Raw genomic sequence first — 23,811 nt, forward strand, 5'->3', positions numbered from 1 at the left:
TCTGTAAAACTGTTTAAATATTTTACTGTCCTATTGACGGGTGGCATACCAATTTAGAGGTGGCCCCTGCTTTTTGTTGGCGACGATGTCCTAAAAAATAGATTCCGGAAAATTATTCATCTTTTCCGCGCCCACCACATCAATCGCCAATCCACTTATTCCTGAATCGAGGGATATCAGTTGCTTTCGAAAAATAAGCATGTTATCATGAAAACACAAATGAAAATATGTTGTGCGTTGAAGAGAAGAAGTACCTTTCACGGTCATCAAAGAGAGCCTCAGTCGGTGAGAAGAGGCATGGTCAGGAAAGCGAAAATGCGTCTCGGAGCAAAATGATGCGTTAGTGTCATTTCGGTTTGTACCCGATAACGTACTGAAGTATGGCTGATTTTGCGTACTTCATAAGGCACAATCCGCGAGGGTCGTGCGAATAAGGGTGGATCACGAAGAGCTTTCGTCCCTGTATTCCAAGCATTTGGAGTATAGGGACGAGGGCTTTTTTACGTTCTCGGGATAGATAAATAAAAGGAGGAATTCAAATGGACATCATTTCCATTGTCATTATTTTAGCCGTATTTGCGGCATTGCTTTTCGCACTTTATCGTTTGGGCGCCAAACATGTCAAGTTCTCCAAACGCGTTTTCATCGCGTTAGCTTTGGGGGTTATCTTCGGGGCCGCCATCCAGCTGCTATTCGCATCGGACAGCGCAATCACCCTGACTGCCATCGATTGGATCAACATCGTCGGTAACGGTTATGTCCGCTTCCTGCAGATGCTGATCATCCCATTGATTTTCGTATCGATCGTGGGCGCTTTTACTCGCATTGAAGAAACCAAAAATCTGGGCAAAATCAGTGGATCCGTACTCGGCACTTTGCTGGGTACAACCGCCATCGCTGCCCTTATCGGATGGGCATCCGTCATCCTCTTTAATCTTGACGGCGCACAATTCACGCAAGGTTCCGCTGAAACTGCCAGGATTGAAGCCTTGACTACCCAACAGACCCAAGTCGCTGACTTGACGATCCCTGGCCAAGTGCTCAGCTTCATCCCGACCAACATCTTCCAGGATCTGGCCGGTCTGCGCAGCACAAGTACGATCGCCGTCGTGGTCTTCTCCGCTTTTGTCGGGATCGCCTATATGGGCATCAAGAAAAAACAACCCGAAAATGCCGCTTTGTTCAATAAAGGCCTGCAAGTCATCCAATCGATCGTTATGCGCATCGTTACCTTGGTCCTGCGCCTGACTCCTTACGGAATCTTGGCCTTGATGACTAAAATGATGGCGACATCCAGCTACCAAGCCATCGTCAACTTGGGCCTGTTCGTGATCGCTTCCTATGCCGCCTTGCTTGTTGTCTTGCTGGTGCACAGTTTGATTCTGGCAGCTGTCGGCGTCAACCCAATCACCTATTTCAAGAAAGCTTTCCCGGTATTGAGCTTCGCCTTCACTGCCCGTTCCAGCGCCGGCGCACTGCCATTGAACGTTGAAACACAAACGAAAGCGTTGGGCGTCGATGATGCCTCCGCCAACTTCGCCGCCAGTTTCGGCCTCTCCATCGGTCAGAATGGTTGCGCGGGCGTCTACCCTGCCATGTTGGCGACCATTGTGGCTCCAACTCTGGGCATTGACGTCACCAGCATCGGTTTCGTACTGACGCTCATCCTGGTCGTGACAATCAGTTCCTTCGGGGTTGCCGGTGTCGGCGGCGGTGCGACTTTCGCAGCGTTGATCGTATTGGGCGCGCTGAACTTGCCTGTCACAATCGCCGGATTGGTCATCTCGGTTGAACCGGTCATCGACATGATGCGTACCTTAACGAACGTGAACGACAGCATGTTGGCGGGCGTCGTTTCTTCCCGCAACATCGGGGAATTCGACTCCTCCATCCTGAACGACAATGCTGCTGTTGTTGATGGGGATGCTATCTAGTCTTTTCTTCTATATAATATTCGGCCCTACCGAAGAACTCAGCTGTCTGCAATTTGCAGGCAGCTTTTTTGTGTTCGGATACCATTGAGCCACGGAATCGATGCGTTCCTCCGGCGAGGCTTCCCACATAGGAGAACGACGGTAACTTGCGGCCTCTTCTCCTGCGAGCAGGTTCTCGTCGGAGCACAAGTCTTAAATGCGGGCCGTACTCCGGCGTAGCCTCCGTTCGCCGGAGCTGAGTGACTAAAGCTTGACCATAATCAAGTCGCTTTCCTGCCTGATGACGTATGATTAGGCTATAGGAAATACAAGAGGAGGTCATCCAAATGATCAAATGGATCAACAAATACAAAAATCGCATCACCGCACTCTCAGGAATCCTGATTGCGCTCGGCTTCATCCTGAAAACACTGGGATATGCCGCTGCTGCTGAATACGCGCTCATCCTCGCGACGCTAATCGCGGTGGTGCCGATCATGTACAAAGCCTACCTGGCGCTGCGGATGAAGGCTTTCAGCATCGAATTGCTGGTGACGATTGCCGTCATCGGTGCGCTGTTCATCCGCGAATATACGGAGTCTTCCGTTGTGACTTTTCTGTTCCTGTTCGGTGATTTCCTGGAAGCACGCACCTTGGAAAAGACCCGGTCTTCTCTGCGGTCCTTGATAGACATGGCACCCCAAGAAGCCATAGTAATGCATGGCACTGACCAAGTCGTCGTGCCCGTCGAGGAAGTTGCTGTCGGTGATCGGCTGTTCATCAAACCGGGCGGCAAAATCCCTGTCGACGGCATCATCGTGAATGGTCAGGCGGCCATCAACGAAGCCGCTGTGACGGGAGAAGCGATTCCGGCCAATAAATCCTTGGATGACAAAGTCTTTTCGGGGACATTGGTGGACGACGGCTTCATCGAAATGATCGCGGAAAAGGTCGGCGATGACACAACTTTCGCAAAAATCATCGAATTGGTCGAAGAGGCGCAGGAATCCAAATCCAAGGCCGAACGTTTCCTCGATGCCTTCGCCAACTTCTACACGCCTGCCATCGTGGTGCTCTCCGTCATCGTTTACGTTTGGACGCGTGACCTGCATCTTGCCATCACTTTCCTTGTGATCGCCTGCCCTGGCGCCCTCGTGATCGGTGCACCGGTTTCAAACGTAGCCGGCATCGGTAACGGCGCCAAATACGGCGTGCTGGTGAAAGGCGGCGAGGTCATGGATCGCTTTTCTAAAGTCGATACGCTCGTTTTCGACAAGACCGGCACCTTGACGAAAGGCAAACCGGAAGTGACCGACATCCATATCATCGGCAACATCGACCGCAGGGAACTGCTGCAGCTGACGGCTTCGGCGGAGCGCATTTCCGAACACCACCTCGGGCAGACAATCGTGAAATACGCACACCAACAAGGGCTGGAAGCATCTGTTGCGCCGAAAGATGTGGAAGTCATCAAAGGCCACGGATTGAGAGCGACAGTTGAAGGTCACCTTCTCTTCGCCGGAAACCGCAAACTGATGGCACAGTCCGGAATCTCGATAAATGAAGCCGCAGAAAGCTATGCGATTGCACGCGAAAAAACCGGCAATACAGTCGTTTTCGTGGCCATTGACGGCACGCTTGCCGGGCTCTTCTCCATTGCCGATCAGATCCGCGAGGACGCACCGCAGGCTTTGGCCGAGATGCGCCGCAACGGCATCAAACAGATCATCATGCTGACGGGGGACAACCGCCATACCGCCCAAGCGGTCGCCGAACAATTGGGACTGGATGCCTTCCATGCCGAGCTGTTGCCGGAGGACAAAGTGCATTTCGTCAAACAACTGCAGGCGAATGGCGCCGTCGTGGCGATGGCCGGCGACGGCATCAACGATGCGCCTGCCATCGCGACAGCCGACATCGGCTTGGCCATGGGCGAAGGCGGGACCGACATCTCGATGGAGACGGCCGATGTCGTGCTGATGGCAGACAAGCTGATGCAGTTTTCCCACGCTTATTCGCTGTCAAAGGCGACCATGCGGAATATGAAACAAAATATCGCCATTGCGGTCGCGGTCGTCATATTCCTTTTGGCAGGCGTGCTGATGGGATCCGTCCATCTCGCCAGCGGCATGTTCATTCACGAAGCCAGCATCCTAGCCGTCATCCTGAACGCCATGCGTCTGATCGGTTTCGGCCGGAAAATTAATGCCGCCCCAAGATGAAATTCGCATGCAGCCGCCGGGTTGCGGTACAATTTAAGCAACCAAGACTGCATGACCCGTTCCGAAAAGGAGAATCCACCCTATGAACAATACCCATAAACCGGCGCACACTTGCAGCGGAGACTGCACCTGCAATGCACATCGTTCCTGCATTTCGCTTGTGCCGATCTTCAATCACCTGGAGCCGGATCAGATGGACGAAATCATGTCCGTCACCCATCCGGCGACCTACAAAAAAGGCGAACTGCTCTACCGCCCCGGCGAAGCGTCGGATACGCTCTACATCCTCCATTCCGGCCTGATCCGCATCTACCGGCTGGCCGAATCCGGGAAGGAACAGCTGGTCCGTTTCCTATATCCGGGCGATTTCACAGGAGAGTTGGCCCTCTTCAGCGAATCGAAGCACGAAGCCTATGCCGAAGCGGTGAAGGAGACCCAAGTCTGCCGGATGAAAAGGAGCGATCTGCAGCACTTTTTATTGAAATACCCGGCCATCTCCCTGAAATTGCTGCAGGAATTCTCCAACCGTCTGGAAAAGTCGGAAAGGCAAACGACCTACGTGGCGACCGAAAAAGTCGAAGCCCGTTTGGCCCTGTATCTTGCCGAACTGGCCACGAAGGACGGCGACACCATAACTTTGCCGATGTCGAAGAAGGATCTGGCTTCCTACCTCGGAACGACTCCGGAAACGATCAGCCGCAAGATGGGTTCGTTGGAGGACCAGCATCTTATCAAGCAATTGAGCCACCGCGAAATCGTCATCCTCGATCTCGATGGCCTGCTATTTTTATGAAACACTCCCGCCTTTCCGCATAATCGGAAAGGCTTTTTTGTCGGATCACAACCGTATTACGAAGAGGGACTTTGTGGTAGAATGGGTTTACGAAAAAGGGGGAAATTTTGATGACAGAAAAAATGAAGCAGGGGCTTTTGTTGGCCTTTGCAACGGTTGTCGGCTTCGTGGTCGGCTACCTGAATCCGGCGACTTCCCAAGCACTCTTATCAGGCATCGGCTGGATTGCGGGGATCGGCATGTTCTTCCTCTTCCGACGTTCCAATAAAAACCCGTCACGGGACTATACAGCAAGCTGGGCCTATCAGTTGATCCGCATGCTGTTGTTCTTCATCATCGGCGCGGCTTTGGGCAGCATGATTCCTTATTACCAACAGATCATGGCCTTGCAGCAGCAATAGGCCATCTATTCATTTTTCACTAAATAACCAAAAGGAGTATGTATGCACATGGATTACGTCGCCATTGACTTTGAAACTGCAAACAGCCGTGGTGACAGCGTCTGTTCCATCGGCTTGAGCCGCTTTTCCGACGGGAAGGAAATCGACCGCTACTATGCGCTCATCAATCCGCGCCAGTATTTCAGCCGCGGGAATATCCAGATCCACGGCATCACCGAGGCCATGGTCGCCAGGGAACCTTCCTTCGACGAACTTTATCCTGACATCCGTTCTTTTATCGGGGAAGATCCGCTGGTGGCCCACTTTGCCCAATTCGACATGAGCTGCCTGCAGCAAACGATCGAAACCTACAAACTGCCGAAGATGCAGAACGAATTTTTCTGTTCCTGCAAGATGGCTCAGCGCATGCTGGACCTGCACAATAACCGGCTGCCGACAGTCTTGGACTACTTCGGCATGACGATCGATAACCACCATAACGCCGTGGAGGATGCGGTCGCCTGCGGGTTGATCACCAGCAAAATGCTGGCGCAATACGACTACGACATTCAGGGATTTCTGGACGAATACCAATACCGGATGGGGAAATTGTTCTCGCATGCTTTCGGAGTGGCGAAAGGCGGCAGAAGCACCCCCGCCAAACGGGGGAAAACAGCCGCACCGCTGAAGCCGAAGAGCCTGCTGTTCGACAAGGATCACGTCTTTTACGACAAGCACGTCTGCTTTACCGGCCGTTTCCAAAAACTGAAGCGCAGCGATTTGGCGCAGCTCGTCGTCGATGTCGGCGGCCATTTCGATGCCAACCTGAGCTACGAGTCCCTTTACCTGGTCGTCGCCGACAGCGATTGGCGCAAAATCGGTACCCCAAGCGAGAGCCGCAAAATCCAATCCGTCCGCGAACTGCAAGGCAGCGGCCACAATCTGACCCTGCTTTCCGAATCGGACTTCCTGCGCATTTTTTTGAAGAAATGAGGTGACAATAGATGAATATCTTCAGCAAAATGGACAATTTAGTGAGCCTGACCGAAAACGAGAAAATTTTGGTTTCCTATATAAAAGAAAATCCCGAAGCTTTCGTGAAGATGACTTCCGCGGAAATCAGCGAAGCCAGCTTCATTTCGAACGCAACGATTTACCGTTTATGCAAAAAGCTGGACCTGGCCGGCCTTTCCGAACTGAAGATCCTGGTATCTTCTTCGGTAGGCGACTATCTGAAGGAACGGACGACCCTGGATTTCAACTATCCGATCCACCCCAACGAAACCCAATACCAGATCACGCGGACGATGCAGGAACTCTATGAGCAGACCGTGGTGTCCTCGCTCAACAATCTGGATCTGGAGCAGCTGCGGCAGGCAGCTTCTTTGATGAAAAAGATTCCGACTATCGACCTATACACCTCTGCCGGGAATCTGTTTTTCGCCGAAAACTTCAAGTTCCAGATGCAGGAAATCGGCAGATTCGTCAATGTCCCGATCGAGGAGTATCATCAACGTTTGACGGCAGCCGCCAGTGATCCTTCGCATCTCTCCATCGTTGTTTCATACGGCGGCAGAGGCACGGTCATTCCCGAAATCGTGAACATTCTGAAGAATAACCGATCGCCCATCCTGTTGATCACATCCACTGAAGAGATCTCTTTCGCGAGTGCTGCCACGCACCATCTGTACATGAGCTCGAACGAAAGTCATTACAATAAGATTTCCTCATTTTCGACCAGGCTTTCTTTGTTGTTCTTGTTGGACTGCCTCTATACCAGCTATTTCAAACTCGACTACGAGCACAATGTCACACTGAAGATGGATTACTACAAAAAAATCAGCCGGATTTCTTTGTGATGGTCCATAAGGGCTGCAACTCCTTCTGAAAGGATCCTCTCAGTGTTCAAACTATACGGATGCAAGTTGTGAGAGATTTCTTTCATTCCGGGTTCGGCATCTTTTTTTACAATTAATTATGGCTTATACTGAATGCATCCATAAAAGAGGAACCTTCATTTCTTAAGGAAATCCTCCCGGCGTGAGATCGCTCAGTCAGTTAGCGTCGGAAAAACGACTCCATTCTTGAGAAGAAATTGTCTTACCCGCGTACTGCCATACGCAATGAGACATTCTGCTCTACGAAACCCGGACAAATTTGTTCGGGTTTTTGTGTTTTTACGGCAAAAAGCGGAAACGAGGTAGCCTCGTTTCCGCATTTTTTCTCTAATCTTCGCTGACCGCTATTTGTTTCTCTTTGTTGCCAAGAAATTCATTCAGGAAGGCTGCAGCCAGGATCAGAACGCCTCCCGCCAATTGCACAGGCGACAAGTCTTCTTTCAGGAATACCGCGGAAACCACGATTGCCGTCACCGGATCGACATAGCTGAGCACAGCGAATGTCTGGCTCTCAACCGCTTGGGCGCCTGCAAACATCAGCACATAGGCAATCCCTGTGTGGATGATCCCCAAAACCAGCAGACTGACGATGGAGCCTCCCGTCAATTGTCCCAATCCAAACCCGGAAGTAAGCGCGACATACGGGGTCAATATTCCTGTTGCGATGACGAGCGTCAAAGCCGTCAGGGGGATCCCGCCAAGGCCTGCGATTTTTTTGTTGGACATGATGGCTACGGCATAGAAAAACGCCGCAGCCAACCCGAATCCGATCCCGACCGGATGATTGTACGTCCCCGCGTTTGGGCTAACGCCGATGATCAAGAACATCCCCAGCATCGCCAGCAGGACGCAAGCGATTTTCTTCGCGGTCAAGGATTCCTTGAAGACGAACGGCGCCAACAGCGTCATGAAAATCGGCTGGAAATAATAGCTCAATGTCGCATTCGATACCGTCGTATAACGGAAAGCTTCAAACAGCAGAATCCAGTTCATGCCGACCGCAAAACCCGAAAGCAACAGAAATTTGGCATTTTTTCTGACCAACGCCAAAGGGATGCTTTCCTTGCGCACCCACAAGGTCGCCCAGAGGAACAGGCTCCCCAAAGCGCCCCTGAAGAAGGCGACCTGATTGGAAGCCAGATCGATATTCTTAACGAAGATGCTGATTGTCCCGAATATCAGCATCGACATCATCACTTTCCCTTTTCCTTTCGACACAACCCCACACCTTCCCTTAATTGATGAAAATAGTACACCCATCATATCACAGAGTTTACCTGCCGGGACAGGTCTGACGCAAAAAAATACGGAACGCGCAGCCACCCGCGTTCCGTATTTTTGAATGAATCATTTGCCCTAAACCATTACTTCATGCGTTCCTCATGCGACTTTGTCCGAAACTAGTCGATTGCCGCAGTGATGATGGAAGCCTCCCTGATTTCTTCTACTTTTTTTGGTTTCTTTGCCTTTTCAGGTTTCTTTTCAGCGAAATAACGGACAACGGATTCCCATCTAATAAAATTTTTCATGGTATTGCTCCCTCCTTCATGATGAAACGCACATCTTACTGGTTTACTGGTTACTGTTGCATTCGGTACAATGCTTGCCCGAGACGATTGAGCGTGTCTTCAATCACTTTGGTCGGCGCCGCCAAGTTGATGCGTTCGTAGCCCTCGCCTCCATCTCCAAAAATATAACCTTCATCGGTAAAGAACTGCGCTTCCTCGCGCATGAACCGTTCCAGTTCTTCCGGTTCCAATCCCAACGTATTGAAGTTCACCCATTGCAGATACGTCCCCTCAACCAAGGGTGCGGTTATCTTGGGGAAATTTGCAGCGAAGAAGTCACGCACCAGATGTTGGTTCCTGTCGATTACCGGAATCAGATGGTCAAGCCACTGTTCGGCTTCATCGTAGGCGATTCGGCACCCTTCCAACCCTAGTGTCCCGACCATACCGCAGGCGACACTTCCGAGCGCATCGGACATTTTCTTCCGCAAAGCCTCATTTTGGATGATTAGGTTGGAAGTGCACAGCCCAGCCAAATTGAATGTTTTGGAGGGCGAAGTGCAGGTGATCGTCCTTTCAGCCACTGCGTGGGAAAGTGTCTGGAAAACCTTATGTTCGTATCCAGGCATGATCAGGTCATGATGGATTTCATCCGCGACGATGATCATGTCATAGCGCAACACGATATCCGCCAAGCGCGCCAGCTCCTCTTCCGTCCAGACCCTTCCGACCGGATTATGCGGGCTGCAGAAAATAATCAGTTTGTTCTCCTTCTTGCGGCAAAGATGCTCAAGCCCTTTGAAGTCGATCGTGTAATCGTCCGCGCGATTCAAGAGAGGATTCCTGACGACTTTCCGTCCCGCATTTTCGATGGCTCCAAAGAAAGGATAATAAACCGGCGTCATGATGATGACACCCTCACCCGGCTGGGTATACGCCCTGACTGCCGCATAAAATGCTGAAACGACACCAGGACTGGTCAAGATCCATTCCTTCTCAACCTCAAAATTGTGCCGGCGCCGTTGCCAATCGATGACCGCTTGATAATAGCCTTCCGTAGGTACACTGTAGCCCAATATGTTGTCTTCCAAATATTCCTGTAAGCCTTTGGTGATTTCGGGCGCAGTCCGGAATTCCATATCCGCTACCGTAAGAGGCACCACGTCATCCGCTACATCCGGCATCCATTGATACATCTGTTGCCATTTCACGGAGCCTTTGTTTTTTCTGCTGAGGACCGACTCGAAATCATATATTTTTTTGTTTCCTTCAATCTCCATCCCATACACCATATTATCTCTCCCTTCCCACTTGTGTAAGATTTAGTCACACAAGAGTCGGATCAGCACCTCATTTCAGGATGCAATTCAATTATTAAACTAACTATAAGGTGATTTTTGGCCATTGTCTACTTTCCCATAACAAACTAGGTAATAAAACCTCACACGCCATTAAAACTCCTTCTTAAATCCCTATCCAATTACCTTTCTTCCGCGTCACCATTCCTCACATGGCCTTTCGCTGAAAAAAAACAAAAAAGCCCCGGATACGCTATATTTGCGCATCCGGGACTTCAGAAGCATTTTTCCTGGAAAATTTACTTGAATTCAATGAAGAGGTAGAGATCTCCACCTATGAAATCCGGTGTGCGTTCCAAAGAATTGACCAAAATATTCATTCTGATGCGGTCATTTTCGGTGGTTATCGTCGCATCCTCGACCGTCAGATTCCCTTTATCGAAGCCGGAAGTCGTAGCCTCCTCGAAAATGGCATCGTACACTTCGCGGGTATTATAAACGATCAATTCCTCTCCTGCCGCATCCTTTACAGTCAAGACATAATACGTGCCATCCAACCTTTTTTCCAATTGGTATTGTTGTCCATCCGCTTCAAAATCGGTAGTTTCGACGGGGCTCGTTTCGACTTCAGAATAGTAAAGGTACTGATGGACCATAACATCAAAGTTTGCAATTCCAAGGACGGGCTCGGCATCCCAATTCAGGTAGACGAATTCACCTTCGCCTTGCGGATACTCCGTGTCGGAATAAGTCATGTCAAATCCGTAGGTATCGCTGAAATCACTGTAGACATTGAAATCGCTCGGTAAGTAGGCTACCTCTTTATTGTAGCCCATGTTGTCGATGTAGGAAGCGACCTTTGTGATGACGATCTTATCGCCGATGGAAACATCACTTTTCGGAACGATTGCGTTATTCACCAACATATCATTTTCAATCAGTTTCTGTTCCAAAAAGCCGATTTGGTTGTTCTTGCTGACGGTAAAGGCATCAACCGGCGGAATGATGGAAATAGCCGAAAGCACAAGTAAGGCGATGGCAATCAAACCATTATGCTTCGGTTTCATGAAACTGAAGATCACACCGGCGATCGTCGCGAAGATGCCGAACAGGATGACATAATATCGGCCATGCGTGACGCCCATCTCCCGTATTTTCAGGAAGGAGGCGATGGTCTGAAAGACGACTATCGGAATCAAGACCTTTGGAAAAATCTTGCGGAAAAGGTCAGCAAATTTATTCTCGAGATTACAGGCGAGGATATAAACGATGATGACGATGATTGCATAGGAAACAAGCAGCGGCTCCAGAAGATTGGTTGTCCAGAACTCCCCTCCGATGTTCCTGACGACATAGACCACGAGGATCAACGTATAGATGGCCGTCAATGGGATGACGATGTAGGAAATCAGGATTTCCAGGAAACGCGGCACCATAAATTGGCGATCGAGCGTTTCCCCGCGCTTTGCCCATGCCTCATCCGGAATCATTTCTTCGCGTTTGCCCGGATAGAGCGGCGTCATCGACAAGAAATAGATCGGCGCGAACAAGGAAAACACTATATTCATCAGATGCGAGAGAATCTTGAAATCGATATTGAAGAGCAGGTAATCAGTGGCGTAGAAAATGGCGCTGATTCCGCCGATCAGCACTCCAGTGAAGAGCACTGTCGTAAAGAAAGCTTTCATAGCCGACAAAAAACTCCGGTGGAAAGGCACCTTCACACTTTTGATCGATGGTATCCAAATAAAAGCAATCATAAGAGCGAACAGCGCCACACCCGTTTTTATAGTTATGGCTATATTGTACTGCGTCTGCGGTCCGACCGCGAAGAAATAACCGATCGTGAGCAGCACCGCGCCGCCCATCAGCAGATAGCGTGTATTCAGTTGCGTATAGAAACGTTCATAAACCATTTGGCCGACGATGCTCAGCATAGCCCCCACCAAAAAAGTCAACAGATAGCGGGCATAATCCTCGCGTGGATTTTCGATCATGAAGCTGTTCAACACTGCGACTGCGATCAAAAATAGCACGGTCAGTGGATAACGACTGATGGAACGCCCCATTCCTTTGTAGGCCTTCCAAAACGCGTCTTTGAATTTCATTTTTGTCACTCCTCACTTACAATATGGTCGATAGGAAAAAGAATTTTATTCAACCTTCTCTGCTTTCCTGCTTTTCTTTCGCTTATGCGTAAAATCGGCCCGCTGGAACGTAACTGTTGCCATGGTGAGGAAGACAATGCCACATCCGAATACGGCAAGGCCACTCATCCATGGCTTGAATATGAACCCATTGAAATTCAACGCTAATCCATTTTTTACCATTTCGGCGTCGGTTCCATTGTTTTCCAAAACAATCGCTCGAAAAAACATGGTCGTATAGGTCATAGGATTCGCATAAGACAGGTATTCCAAAAGCTTCGGAAAAAGGCTCACAGGAACGTATGCACCAGATAAAAAAACCAGCGGAAGAACTACCGCTTGGCCAACGATTTGGTAGGTTTGCGCATCCCGCACAATCGTCGCAACCCAAAGTCCCAGCGCAGAATAGACCACCCCTACCAAGAACATGGACAGGAAGACCAACACGATTGTGTGCGGCCTTTCGAATCCCAAGCCGGTGAACATCCCGATCACAAAAATGCTGAAGCCTTGCATCGTCGCAATCAGGGCACCTGCCAACAACTGTCCGAATGCTACTTGGAAGCGATTGATGGGGCTGACCAGTATTTCCTTCATGTACCCTGAACCGATGTCCTCAATCGTAGTCGCCGCGATGTTCAATGATGTTTGAAATACGGTGGCGATCGTCACACCGGCAATGACATGATTGACGGAATTTTCTTGCAGCTGACTTTGAAAAAGGGAGGACAATACATAAATGAAAGCAAAAGGCGTAAGAAAAGTAACCAGCAAGCGGATCCGGTTGCGCATGAAGTTACGCAGATTGCGCAAGCATAATGTCCAGACGGCTCTCACCCCGCATCACCGCCTTCACGGATTTTTTTTCCTGTAATTTCAAGAAAAACGTCATTCAGGCTCCCTTTCGTAACCTCCAAATCCAGAACATCCTCCTTCAATGAATGGATTGTTTCAATAAATTTTCCCATGTCGTCCACCTCAAGGTGCAAGTATCCCCCTTTCTTTTCATAGCGGAACTCCTGCTGCAATAAATAGATTTCAGCTTTTGGGGAATCCTTCACCTTCAATACGGCCCGCGTTTTGGTATACCGAGTTTTCAAAGCTTGCGGGGTATCATTGACGATGATTTTTCCGTCGTCCATGATAGCGATCCGATCACACACTTCCGCTTCTTCAATATAATGGGTCGTCAAAAAAATCGTTATATTTTTCTCCTTCTGCAGCTTCATGATATATTCCCACATGCGATTTCGAGTCTGCGGATCAAGGCCCGTCGTCGGTTCGTCCAAAAAAAGAACTTTCGGATAATGGACAAGCGCGCGTACAATCTCAACCCGACGCTTCATCCCGCCGGAAAGGGTAGAGACGAGACTATTCCGCCATTCCAACAAATCAACGAGATCCAGCAATATTCCGATTCGTTCCCCTATCTCATTCCTTGGCACCCCATAAAGGATGCAGTGAGCAACCAGATTTTCTTGCACAGTCATCTGTTGATCCAGTGTAGGTTCCTGAAAAACGATGCCTATCGCTTTGCGGACTTTTTTCCGTTGCTTAGAGACATCTTCTCCATCAATCAAAAGCACCCCCGAGGTTTTATCGATCATCGTACACAAGGCATTGATCGTGGTGCTCTTGCCTGCACCGTTCGGACCCAGAAAAGCAAAGCTGCTGCCTTCTTCCACCTTGAAAGAAACATCCTCTACCGCAAGATAATCCCCATAATATTTCGAAAAGCCCTTCACCTCGATAATGGCTGCCATCACTCCACCTGCCTTCCCAAAAATAAGGTAAGCGTATCCAACGCTAGGATTGTCGCTGACAAGATAAACCCTCTACACCATAATTATGGATATCCATGAGCACCTTTGTCAAATTTTGCGATGCCTTTAAGGCCGTCGCACCAAAAATTCCGCAATCAAAAAAAGAGCATAGCTTTCCACTATGCTCCTACTTCTTAATCTTTGAAGGGACCCGTCTTCGCATCCTTCATCGCCAATTGGATATAGTCGATGGAAGCATTGAGTTTGGCGGTTTCCCACTCGTTCAAAGCAACCCCGAATTGTTTTTCTACGCCGTTACGGCCGATCAGGCAAGGCATGCTCAAAGCCACATCGCCGTCGTGACCGTACTGTCCGCGCAAAATCGCGCAGACGGGGTGGACGCTCTTTTCATCCAGCAGGACGGCTTGCGCTAAGGTGATGGCGGATTGCGCAACCCCCGCATTCGTCCAGCCCTTGCCGTTCAGGACGTCATAGGCCGACTTCACAACCGCCGCCCCGATCGCTTCGGGATCCAACGTTTCCACTTCCGGGAAATGGGTTGCGAACTCCTCATAGCAGATGCCGTTTATGGCCAGTCGGCTCACCACCGGAAAGGCGGTAAATCCGTGCTCGCCCATCATGTAGCCGGTCACGCTCTTAGGATCGACACCGTACTGTTGCGAAATCACTTTCCGCAGACGGGCAGAGTCCAGCATCGTGCCGGTCCCGAAGATCCGTCCTTCCGGATAATCGAATTCGCTGGCCGCGATATAGGTCACCGTGTCCAATGGATTCGTGATCAGAATGATGATGGCCTCTTTTGTATATTTGGTGATTCCCGCCATCACTTCCCGGATGACCGCCGCATTTTTCAAGGTCAAGGAGGCGCGATCCGGAATGGCATTTGGATTGTTATCATCCTTCAGGACACTCGGCCCGGCAGCGATGATGATGACGTCCGCATCCGCACAATCGGTGTAATCCCCCGCGTGTACATCGACATTGGACATATAGGTCAATGCTGTCGCATGCGCCTGATCCAAGGCTTCCCCATGGGCAACATCCTTCAGAATATCGATCGTCGTGATTTCCGCAAATAACCGCAATTTCATAGCGTCCGCCAACACATAGGAACCTACGTGACCCACACCCACCACAACCAATTTATTTTTGTGCATCTTTTCCCCTCCAGTTCTCATCATACTTTCATCTTAGCACCTTTTCGACGATTTATCACATGTATTTCGTGAAAGAGGGCCAGTCATGGTGTCGGCTTGCAATAATCCGCAGGTCCGAGTACTATGGAAGCAATATCACACAGAGGAGCATACGTTAAATGGAAAAGTTTGTGGAAGCTTTAAAACAAAAAATTCGCAGCAAAGAAGGCCTGTCGCCCAAAATGCAAGATATTCTGGATGCTTGCGTGGTGCTATTCTCGACAAAAGGATTTTCCAACACCAGTACAAAGGACATCGCAAAAGCGGCCAACGTTGCCGAAGGGACCATATACAAGCACTTCGGGACCAAGGAAAATTTGCTTTACGCTACGATTTTCCCGATTCTGCGCGATATCATCTCAACGGAAGCGCTCGCCCAAGTGCAGCAGTTCCGCGATTCTGCGGAGAATGCGCCATTTGAGCGGTTCGTGGAATTCATCGTGCGCAAGGATGTTATGATGCCCGAAGAGCATTTCCAATCCGGCAAAATTTTTATCAGCGAAATGATGTACGACAAACAGCGGTACAAAGAATTCATCACCATGATCCCCAAGGATTTGATAGAAGGCATTTACGCGATACTTGACGGCTATAAAGAAAAAAATGAAATCATCGATTGGCCGAATCCCGTCATTTGGCAATTCATCATGAGTATCCTGTTCGGCAATCACCTGACCCATTACGTCCTTTTCACGGATACAAAGCGCGACAAAGAAGCCGAAATCGCTTATCTGACCCAACAGATCGTCAAAGGCCTCAGACCCGACAAGCAATAGTATTGACAGTCCGTTCCCGAATCGCTATACTTGACTAATCGAACGGTGAGTAAATACTCACTCATCGTCATTTCTTTCAAAATAATAAGGAGGCATCCCATTACTATGGCTTTTGTCGAACTAAAAAATCTGAATAAATTTTACCCGATCAGCGGATCGGAAGACTTTCAGGCACTGAAGGACGTCAACCTGTCCCTGGACAAGGGCGAATTGGTCTCGATCGTCGGGGAGTCCGGCAGCGGGAAGTCGACCTTGATGAACCTATTGGGCGGTCTGGACAGCCAATTCTCAGGCGAAATAACCATTGACGGCCAAAAAATGAGCACGTTCAAGGAAAAAGATTTCGTGAATTATCACAAAGAGAAGATCGGCTTCGTCTTCCAGAGCTTCAACCTTGTTTCCCACCTGAGCGTGCTGGATAACGTCACATTGGCGATGACGCTTTCGAACGTCGACAAAAAAACGCGGGTCGCAAGGGCGAGAGAAGTCCTGAAGCAACTCGGCCTTGATGACCAATACAAAAAGAAACCCAGCCAGTTATCCGGCGGGCAAAAGCAGCGTGTGGCCATCGCCCGCGCGTTGGTCAACGACCCGGATATCATCATTGCCGATGAACCTACCGGAGCCTTGGACTCGCAGACGACTGACCAGGTTTTGGACATCATCCAGGACATCGCCAAAACCGGCAAACTTGTCATCATGGTCACCCACTCGGAGAAAGTAGCGGCCCGCTCCACGCGCGTCGTCACGATCGATGACGGAAAAATCATCGGCGATATCCGTCAAGGCGAAATCGCCTTGCACGACAATGCGTTTGAACTGCAGCAGAAAAGTAAGAGCAAAAATCTCACTTTTTTTGCGGCAATCCGCTTAGCCCTTCTTAATATGAAGGAAAAGTTGGCGCGGAACATCCTGATTGCTCTCGGCGGCAGTATCGGCATCATGAGCATCATCGTGATGCTGTCCCTTGGCGAAGGCGTCAATGATTACCTGACCGAAACGATGAACGCCAATGTCAATCCGCTCGTCAGTGAAGTGCGGATGCCACTCGTCATCGAAACCAATGCCAGCGAAAATACCGATTCATCGACGATGATCATGACTCCCACCGGCGCAGAGATCCCTGCAGGTTCCGCGCCCTCGGGTCCACCAGCAGGAGTGACACAATCCGATCCGTTCGGAGAAGAGAATCTGGAGGAATTGCGGAACATCCCGCATGTTGCCGAAGTCAATCAAGCCTACACTTCGCTTACGATCGGCAGCGACAATGTCATCTTTGAGGAGAATAAATATTCCTTCATGACTTTCGGTACGACCTCTGGCATGACCGATTCCAACATCCTGTACGGAGCGTTCCCTGAAGAAGGCGAAATCCTGATCACAGAAGGCATCGCCAACCAGATGGGCGCTACTGCGGAAGAAGCAATCGGAAAAGAAGTGACCCTCGACGTAACCATAGACGGTGATTCCTTGGAGAAAAATTACATCATCAGCGGCATTTACACAGCCGGCCAAGCCATCGGCGCATTCGAGTCTGTATACATGTCGGCTGATTCCTTTGAAACATTGACCGCAGAGAACAATATGGAAGTGGAGCCCAATGTTGTCTACTTGGTATCCGACGATCCTGATAATACCCAAGCCATCAAAGACGAAGTAGCCGCTCTAGGTTACCGCGGTTCATCAGCGGATGCCCTGGCTTCCACGTTCACCCAGATGCTGGATATTTTCACTTACATCCTTTCTGGGGTTGCCGGCATCTCCTTGTTCGTGTCCGCCATCATGATTTTGACGGTGCTCTACATCAGCGTTGTGGAACGCACGCAAGAAATCGGCGTCATCAAAGCAATCGGTGGCCGGAAGAAAGATATCCGCCGCATCTTCGTTTCCGAGTCCTTCCTGATCGGCCTGTTCAGCGGAATTCTGGGCGTAGGCATCGCCTACCTCATCACCGTTGTTGGAAACATTGTTGTGGAGAATCTGTTTGACACGGCCATCCTGAATATGACACCGGCCTTTGCAGTATTCGGCATCGTCACCAGCGTGATCATCAGCATGGTCGCCGGCTTGATGCCTGCCCAAAAAGCAGCCCGCCTAGATCCAGTAGAAGCCCTAAGACACGATTAAAATAAAGATTCAGAGTTCAACTACGAGCAACCAAAAGAAGCAACCGGATTTTTTCGGCTGCTTCTTTTTATTTATTCCGCAAGTCGGATCTGTGCATAGAAGGCGTTCATCTGTTCGGCCAATTCATCCTCCTGCATTTCATGGAAGATGCTCATGACATTGTACAGGTATCGCAACAACCAATCAAACGCGTCCTTCTTCATGGTAACGCCTTCCTTCGTTTCTTGCTCGATTTCTTTATGCAACGCATCTACCCAATGATCCCCGAGGACAATACGCACCCGTTGGAACTGCTCCCGGAAAAGCTGTTCGGTGGAAACTTCGCCTTCCCCCGCCATCCACTTGTTCCGGTTTGCACTGCGGTAATAACGAGGGATGAATTGCTTGAAATAAGGATCGGATTGCTGCAGCAAGAAAAAGGCCGCTTCATATTTCCGGTCGGTTATGTACCTGTCCAACAAATAGGAAACCAAAATATCCCGAAAATCGATCGAAAGTTTACGGACTACCAAATCCTTGTAAGTGTCGTTGACGGGCACTATATCCAACTTGGCGTATAAAGGCTGCCTGCTTGCCCCCACCACCAATTCTTCGCGTTCCAACAGCTTGTGCGCCTCTTCCTTCGCCTTGTCATGCATTCCACGGGAGCGAAAAACGACGAAACGGACCCATTTCAGCAGTGCGCCTTCTTCGGCTGTCAGCTGAATATCCGGATTACCATCCAAAACCGCCGCAAAATTTTCCAATTTCCGGACCGTATCTGCATAATCATGATGCTCCCACTGAATATAGCTCATCTCATCCTTTTCGTAACGAAAGCTGATGAAAATCATCTGCAGCCACAGTTTTTTTATGTCAGAATAACTGACGCGGAAGTGTAACTGTTGCCGTAACACTTCTTCCATCTGTGCTTTTATTCTGTCAGGTTTCCAACCTGACCCAATTGCCTCAGCTTCAAACAACTGAATGAGTTCAATCGATTTCCTGACATTATATTTTTTCTCTGTCATTAATTTGTTTACAATAGGCCTGAGAATGAGGTGCGACAACTTCGCTTGATTCCTGAAATAAGGGAAAATAAAGTAATCTTCATTCACTCTTTTCCGCAAGATACCCGCATGCAAGGGCTGGTGACCGAGGGGACCGATTATCGGCGAAAAGTCCTTCAACTCATATTCCCCTTCCATGAATTCCAGATTTGCATGATTGAAAGGATATCCCGCAGGAAAGTTTTGTTTGTAATAGAAGAGGTACCATTCGTGCGCTTCTTGTTCGTTCAGCAAGAGCCGATCCACAGCGATGTCCTCATCAGCAAACCGCTTCGCGAAACGTTGCGCCTCGTGGGATAATCGATAATATTGTTGCGTATGCAGGAAATCATGCAACGTGTGCTCTGTCACCGCGACTTTGTCAGCCAGTACATAGTCATGAATCGCGTAATAATACTCAAAAAACAGGTCGTAATCGCCTTTCATCTCTTGCACCTCCGGACCGTAATCCCTTACAATTCTAAGTCCATTTTACCATATTGCTCACAAAACAAAGCAAGAAAGCCTACGCGCCTGATAAAATCGGCTGCCAAATACTGAAAATTGTACAATTAACTGAAAACTGAAACAAACATCCTACATAGAATTTATAAAAATTTATACAAATTCCGTTCAGTTGATATAAAAATGTTCAGTTATTTAATGACGTTTTCACGAGATGGTGCTATACTATACATGAAATACCGTTTATCGCATTAGGGTACAAATATACTACAGCGCCTGAGGAATCCCAACCCATAAGCATTTCCAAAAAAGTATCCCTTCCCGGTCTCTCCCGCCCCTCACTTTTTAATGAGCAGAAATCCCAGCATTCAAAAAACAAATATTTTTACATCAGCTATATTGCCGAATTAGGCACTAACCTTTCACTGGAAACGCCTTTAAATAAACTCCCGATCGTAACCAACTGTTATAATATTGATTTTTGTTCGATTTTTAATAAACAAAAATAGCGTTTCTGCCTATTATGTTCCGACGGTTTTTCGGTTATCCCGAAAACGAAAATCCATGTTGAAGCGGCCATTAAATTGCCCGCCAAAAATGGATAGTGATCACTTCATCCTGAAACTTTTATTGCAATCGGCCGCGATTGGGAGAAGCGGAGCCGATCCCTCAAGCCGTACGCTTTAATGGAAAAATATTTGCCCCCTCTGTCGCATCAATAAATTGCTTTCGTTAACGGCAACATACTTTCCGCAATAAGTTTATTATTTCTAACTTCTCTCTTGTACATGTCAGATTTAATTACAGACATATTACAAATAAGCCTTTTTGTGACAAGGATTAAATTTTGATATTTTTATAAAATGTACTAGACAAACAAAAAAAATAGTATATTATTATTGTTATTGGCTCGTTCGGATGATATGGAATTTGAGTCAATTAATTTTCAAATTGTCGAACCGTTGCTATCAGATAGATTACGTTAGGAGGATAAATATGTATACCATGTCCAACATAAAAAACCTCTCCTTGAAGATTGTACTCGCTGAAAAGAATACAATCACAGCCGCCCAACCTACAAACTACCAAAAATTCCCTTATGTTAAACTTTTCTACGTTACATCTGGGGATGTTTCTTTAATAATGAAAGAAACGACGGAAAAGCTTTCAAAAGATCAATTGATCTTATTGAATCCAAATGTAGAGTACTATTGGGACCTGACAGGAGATAAAGCAGCAGAGATCATCGAAGTCGGTATCCACGGTCTAGAGTTCTCAAAAATCGGGGACGCAGAAAGCGATTTCTCTTATTACCGCCACAACGACGGTGAAAAAGAAACCGCAACCTTCCTGAATCTTTTGCTGGATGAAATGAGCACACGCAACCAAGGCTACGAAGAGGTCAGCAAACGCTTCGTCGAGATCATCCTGATCCACTTGTTGCGTCTGGAAGAATTCTCGATCCGCAACTCGCTGAACAAAAAGAACCACAAAGAAATCCAAACGGTCAAGAATTACATGAAAGTGAACTACCACAAGAACATCACGTTGGATGACTTGGTGGATCTGGTCCACATCAACAAATTCTACTTGATTCGTATCTTCAAGCAGGAAGTCGGCATGTCGCCGATCGACTACTTGATCCATATCCGTATCGATGAAGCGCAAAAAATGTTGCGCAACACCAATATCGCAATCGCCGATATTGCACACTTGGTCGGCTTCCAGTCACCGTCACATTTCTCGAAAACATTCCGGGAATTGTCGAACTGCACGCCTTCGCAATACCGTCGTCAAGGAAACCAATAACACAAAAAGAAGAAGCCGCTGCTTATGCGGCTTCTTCTTTTTGTATATCCACTTGTTCACCCAATGCCCGCAAATAGTCTGCCGCCTCGCGCGGTCTGCGGAAATGCTGGATTTCGATGCCGTCCGGCGCCTTATCCAATAAGGCGACCAAGCCCGGGCGGTTATTTTTGTTGAAATTCCAGATGAATTTCATGAATTCCCAATCGAAGCGCTCCGGACAGCCTTCCCCCATATCGGGACGGGTGCGCTTGCGGTTCAAAACGACCCGTTTCAACGCGCGATAAAGGCACAACCTTCTTGGGTAGTCGAAAAAGATAATCGTATCGGCGCGCTCCAACCTGATCGGCAGACTCCGTTGATAATTGCCGTCGATTATCCAGCTGTCCGCTTGCACAAGTTCTTTTTGGATCCGGTCCTGTTCCGCATCAGCGCGCAATTCCCAATCGGGCAGCCAATATAGTTTATCGAGATGATGCAAGGGATTGCCCGTCAATTGCCGCAGCTTGCGAGAAAAGGTGGATTTCCCCGATCCGCTGCATCCGATGACGACGATTCGCTTCATTGCCTTCCCACTCCCGCTGTCCTTCATCTTCGCCAAACCGATCCCTCCATTCGAACGAGACATTTTCTTCTATCAACCAGTTTACCACAGCAGAAATGCAGTGAACAGTAACTGATGCGCCTCCGCAACTAATGGTATACTGGAATTAAAAAAAAACGGAAGGAAAGATGCAAGATGATGCGCAAAGCCCGAAAAGAGGACTGTCCGGAACTCTACGACCTGATTCACGAAATTTTCGTTGATATGGAATTGCCGCTGCTCGATCTGCTAGAACCGGATGTCCTGAAAGCCGCGATGGTCCGAGCCATGCAAGAGGACGTTTACCGATTCAGCTTCCGGAATGGTCTCGTCTACGAAGAAGCAGGAGAAATCCTCGGTTGCTGCTTCGGCTATCAGGGAGCTTCTGAACCCATCATCGATGCCGCACTCCGGACCGCGTTTAAGGAAATGAAAATCACGGCACCCTGCCTTTTCCCCGACAGCGAAACGTTTGCCGGCGAATGGTATTTGGATTCCATCGTGACGAAAGCGGCAGCGCGTGGAAAAGGTGTCGCCTTCCAATTGCTGCAGGCACTGCCGACACTCGCCTCAGCCGCGGGTGAAACCGTCATCGGCCTGAATTGCGAAAAGGACAATCAGCAGGCAAAAAAACTCTATGAAAAGGTCGGCTTCAAGACCGTTTCCGAGCGGATTTTGAGTGGGCATGTCTATAATCATATGCAATGGGCCTTCTACGGAACAAACATCAAATAAAAAATCAGCTACCATCTGTAAAGCAGTCACGCTATTTATTTAAAAATAATGAAAAAAATATTATAAATAAAGCACAGCATAGCGTCACTAATAACCCTAACTTTTTTAGTCTGTTCTCCATTCTAATCTTTTTCTCCATCTACATTGTATTGAGATTTTGCTTTTGATTTAAGTTTATTCCGTTCACGTCTAACTCTTAACAACTCAAGCAACGTTAAAAATGATGCTGTATAGAATCCAGAACCAATGAAATCTCTATTAATAAAATATTCTATAGCAATTCCTACTAGACTTGCCATAGTTAGACTTATTAGGACATTAAGATACGGATGTTTCTGATAAAATTTCTTATAAAAATTCATGATGTTTAAACCTCAAATCTGTCTATTTATAAAGTTTTATATCTTGTTGCTACAGCTCTTCCAGCACCATCGTATCCAGTGCTCTTATAAAAGCCTACCCATCCATTTCCATTTTTATCCCAGTTATTAGCAACGGCTACTCCTGGAGCACCTCCTAGTTTTGTCCAACTACTAGCCGTCAACAAGCCACCCACTGCAGCAGCAGGCAGACCTACAGTGGCCGCTACAACCCCTATTCCCGAGTACAGAGCTGTATTAACTGCTCCAGCTAGTACGCCTGTTGAAACGGCAATACCTGTGTACTCCCATGCCCCCCAACTATAAACAGCTGTGCTTGCGAGGCTAATTGAGTTTGATTTTGAATTATGTCCATTATCTTCATAAACAGTTACAATGGCTCCTTCATCTGTATATTCTATAACTACATTTTCTGAGAGCGTGTCAATTAATGGTTGTTTAATATTGTATGCTGGATTTGTTTCATTCTCAATAACCCACAAAGGGGTTTGATCTTCATTATTTGATTCTGAGGCACTAGCTGTCGTTCCTGGAATAACTGTCCCCAAAACTAGTGCTGTTAATAATGAAAATTTAAAAACTTTTAGACTCTTTTTCATCTTAATTCTCCATTCTATCATTTTTTCAATACCATTAGAAGATTGACCGTATCCACATTAAACCTCATTTTCTTCATTCAAAGCGTTCTTCTCATTTATAAGTTTCATATTAGTCATACCTTCTTTGTGTGATATCTATACAGAATTTTATTAACTGTCGAAATGAAAAAAAT

21 protein-coding genes are annotated in these 23,811 nt (G+C 48.1%); 10 read left to right on the top strand and 11 right to left on the bottom strand.

Annotated features, from left to right (window positions below; translation table 11 throughout):
• Positions 1-539: 539 nt before the first annotated feature.
• The 6 genes from C7R73_RS10875 (at position 540) to C7R73_RS10900 (ending at position 7,167) form a co-directional block, all read left to right on the top strand.
• Positions 540-1,934, top strand: coding sequence for an L-cystine transporter (locus C7R73_RS10875; RefSeq protein WP_106450532.1), 1,395 nt, complete (start codon positions 540-542; stop codon positions 1,932-1,934).
• 326 nt (positions 1,935-2,260) lie between these two features.
• On the top strand, positions 2,261-4,135 hold the full coding sequence (locus tag C7R73_RS10880; protein WP_106450533.1) for a heavy metal translocating P-type ATPase: 1,875 nt from the start codon (positions 2,261-2,263) through the stop codon (positions 4,133-4,135).
• A gap of 82 nt (positions 4,136-4,217) precedes the next feature.
• A complete protein-coding gene (locus tag C7R73_RS10885) occupies positions 4,218-4,928 on the top strand; it encodes a Crp/Fnr family transcriptional regulator (RefSeq protein ID WP_106450534.1) in 711 nt (236 codons plus the stop codon).
• Between the two features lie 110 nt (positions 4,929-5,038).
• A complete protein-coding gene (locus tag C7R73_RS10890; protein WP_106450535.1) occupies positions 5,039-5,329 on the top strand; it encodes a hypothetical protein in 291 nt (96 codons plus the stop codon).
• Between the two features lie 48 nt (positions 5,330-5,377).
• Entirely contained in the window at positions 5,378-6,301 is a 924-nt protein-coding gene (locus tag C7R73_RS10895) for an exonuclease domain-containing protein (RefSeq protein ID WP_161525930.1), read from the top strand.
• Between the two features lie 11 nt (positions 6,302-6,312).
• A complete protein-coding gene (locus C7R73_RS10900) occupies positions 6,313-7,167 on the top strand; it encodes a MurR/RpiR family transcriptional regulator (RefSeq protein WP_106450537.1) in 855 nt (284 codons plus the stop codon).
• 366 nt (positions 7,168-7,533) lie between these two features.
• Here the strand turns inward: C7R73_RS10900 and C7R73_RS10905 are convergent, their stop codons facing one another.
• The 7 genes from C7R73_RS10905 to C7R73_RS10930 all read right to left on the bottom strand — a co-directional run bounded on the left by C7R73_RS10905 (position 7,534) and on the right by C7R73_RS10930 (position 15,100).
• On the bottom strand, positions 7,534-8,424 hold the full coding sequence (locus tag C7R73_RS10905; protein ID WP_205076515.1) for a DMT family transporter: 891 nt from the start codon (positions 8,422-8,424) through the stop codon (positions 7,534-7,536).
• Positions 8,425-8,606: 182 nt separating this feature from the next.
• A complete protein-coding gene (locus C7R73_RS13895) occupies positions 8,607-8,735 on the bottom strand; it encodes a hypothetical protein (RefSeq protein ID WP_256327902.1) in 129 nt (42 codons plus the stop codon).
• Between the two features lie 50 nt (positions 8,736-8,785).
• A complete protein-coding gene (locus C7R73_RS10910; RefSeq protein WP_205076516.1) occupies positions 8,786-10,006 on the bottom strand; it encodes a MalY/PatB family protein in 1,221 nt (406 codons plus the stop codon).
• A 305-nt stretch (positions 10,007-10,311) separates the two neighbouring features.
• Complete coding sequence (locus C7R73_RS10915; protein WP_106450538.1) at positions 10,312-12,120, bottom strand: DUF4153 domain-containing protein; 1,809 nt, start codon at positions 12,118-12,120, stop codon at positions 10,312-10,314.
• 45 nt (positions 12,121-12,165) lie between these two features.
• Positions 12,166-12,996, bottom strand: a complete 831-nt coding sequence (locus tag C7R73_RS10920; RefSeq protein ID WP_239992628.1) for an ABC transporter permease — start codon at positions 12,994-12,996, stop codon at positions 12,166-12,168.
• Entirely contained in the window at positions 12,993-13,922 is a 930-nt protein-coding gene (locus tag C7R73_RS10925) for an ABC transporter ATP-binding protein (protein WP_106450539.1), read from the bottom strand. Before C7R73_RS10925 ends, C7R73_RS10920 begins: the two co-directional genes overlap by 4 nt.
• A gap of 194 nt (positions 13,923-14,116) precedes the next feature.
• Positions 14,117-15,100 (bottom strand): lactate/malate family dehydrogenase, encoded by a 984-nt coding sequence (locus tag C7R73_RS10930; RefSeq protein WP_106450540.1) that lies wholly within the window; start codon positions 15,098-15,100, stop codon positions 14,117-14,119.
• Between the two features lie 158 nt (positions 15,101-15,258).
• Between C7R73_RS10930 and C7R73_RS10935 the strand changes: the two genes are divergently transcribed.
• On the top strand, positions 15,259-15,915 hold the full coding sequence (locus C7R73_RS10935; RefSeq protein ID WP_106450541.1) for a TetR/AcrR family transcriptional regulator: 657 nt from the start codon (positions 15,259-15,261) through the stop codon (positions 15,913-15,915).
• Positions 15,916-16,020: 105 nt separating this feature from the next.
• Positions 16,021-18,042, top strand: coding sequence for an ABC transporter ATP-binding protein/permease (locus C7R73_RS10940; RefSeq protein ID WP_106450542.1), 2,022 nt, complete (start codon positions 16,021-16,023; stop codon positions 18,040-18,042).
• A 71-nt stretch (positions 18,043-18,113) separates the two neighbouring features.
• On the opposite strand, the gene C7R73_RS10945 is transcribed toward C7R73_RS10940, so the two are convergent.
• Complete coding sequence (locus C7R73_RS10945; protein WP_106450543.1) at positions 18,114-19,517, bottom strand: hypothetical protein; 1,404 nt, start codon at positions 19,515-19,517, stop codon at positions 18,114-18,116.
• Between the two features lie 1,014 nt (positions 19,518-20,531).
• On the opposite strand from C7R73_RS10945, the gene C7R73_RS10950 reads away from it, so the two are divergent.
• Complete coding sequence (locus tag C7R73_RS10950) at positions 20,532-21,344, top strand: AraC family transcriptional regulator (RefSeq protein WP_159072203.1); 813 nt, start codon at positions 20,532-20,534, stop codon at positions 21,342-21,344.
• A gap of 22 nt (positions 21,345-21,366) precedes the next feature.
• On the opposite strand, the gene C7R73_RS10955 is transcribed toward C7R73_RS10950, so the two are convergent.
• Entirely contained in the window at positions 21,367-21,942 is a 576-nt protein-coding gene (locus tag C7R73_RS10955) for a P-loop NTPase family protein (protein ID WP_106450545.1), read from the bottom strand.
• A 138-nt stretch (positions 21,943-22,080) separates the two neighbouring features.
• On the opposite strand from C7R73_RS10955, the gene C7R73_RS10960 reads away from it, so the two are divergent.
• Positions 22,081-22,659 (top strand): GNAT family N-acetyltransferase, encoded by a 579-nt coding sequence (locus C7R73_RS10960; RefSeq protein ID WP_106450546.1) that lies wholly within the window; start codon positions 22,081-22,083, stop codon positions 22,657-22,659.
• 122 nt (positions 22,660-22,781) lie between these two features.
• Here the strand turns inward: C7R73_RS10960 and C7R73_RS10965 are convergent, their stop codons facing one another.
• Together C7R73_RS10965 and C7R73_RS10970 are read right to left on the bottom strand one after the other, a co-directional pair.
• Positions 22,782-22,958, bottom strand: coding sequence for a hypothetical protein (locus C7R73_RS10965; protein WP_414718270.1), 177 nt, complete (start codon positions 22,956-22,958; stop codon positions 22,782-22,784).
• Positions 22,959-23,047: 89 nt separating this feature from the next.
• On the bottom strand, positions 23,048-23,638 hold the full coding sequence (locus C7R73_RS10970; RefSeq protein ID WP_106450548.1) for a hypothetical protein: 591 nt from the start codon (positions 23,636-23,638) through the stop codon (positions 23,048-23,050).
• Between the last annotated feature and the right edge of the window lie 173 nt (positions 23,639-23,811).

The sequence above is a fragment of the Trichococcus alkaliphilus genome, assembly GCF_003008695.1.
Taxonomy (GTDB): domain Bacteria; phylum Bacillota; class Bacilli; order Lactobacillales; family Aerococcaceae; genus Trichococcus; species Trichococcus alkaliphilus.